This window comes from Azospirillum formosense (assembly GCF_013340925.1).
Lineage (GTDB): Bacteria > Pseudomonadota > Alphaproteobacteria > Azospirillales > Azospirillaceae > Azospirillum > Azospirillum formosense.
Genome location: NZ_WHOR01000552.1, coordinates 1 through 607, shown reverse-complemented (window position 1 = coordinate 607; position 607 = coordinate 1). Strand labels below are relative to the sequence as shown.

The window sequence follows — 607 nt, the reverse complement described above, 5'->3', positions numbered from 1 at the left end:
GGGAGGGTTAGGGTGGGGGCCACTTATTGGATATGGGGAGTCTTCAGACCGGCGGCAGGGGAGATTGACCCGCCTCGCCCCCATGGTCCGGCGCGCCGAAGGCACCGTCCGGCCACAGGCTGGGGCCGTTGCCGTCGCGCAGGCTGAGGCTGCGCACCATGGCGCGCAGGGCGCCGATCATGACGCGCAGGGCGGCGGAGGAATCCGCCCCGCCGCCGATGCTGATGATCCAGCGCAGGGCGTCCATGTGAGCCTGCACCGCCTCCTGGAAGCTCTCCCCATCATGGTCCACCCAGGTGACGCAGGTGGACAGCGACGCGACGATGGCGGTGGCCGCGGCGTTGCCGACGGCGGCCAGTTGCAGGTCGGACACAGCGTGGCGCAGCCGCGTGCCCAACGCGTCGGGGCAGGCCAGAGCCCTTTCCATCCGGTCGAGCGCCAGCACCAGACGGACCATCTTCGGGTCGGTCGAGCGCAGCGGACCCGTCCCGGACGGGTCGGGCAGGGGCGGCGGCGGCGGGGGGAGGCGCAGCGGGGCAGGAGTGGGGGAGATCGCCGGGCGGGCCGGCGCCGGGGGCGGAAGGGAGGGGGGGGTGGTGGTCGTCGG

The 607-nt window shown here is 73.8% G+C and carries 1 pseudogene; it reads right to left on the bottom strand.

The window, feature by feature from the left end:
• Window positions 1-43 precede the first annotated feature (43 nt).
• Window positions 44-607, bottom strand: a pseudogene (locus tag GBZ26_RS29790) (response regulator); the annotation flags it as partial.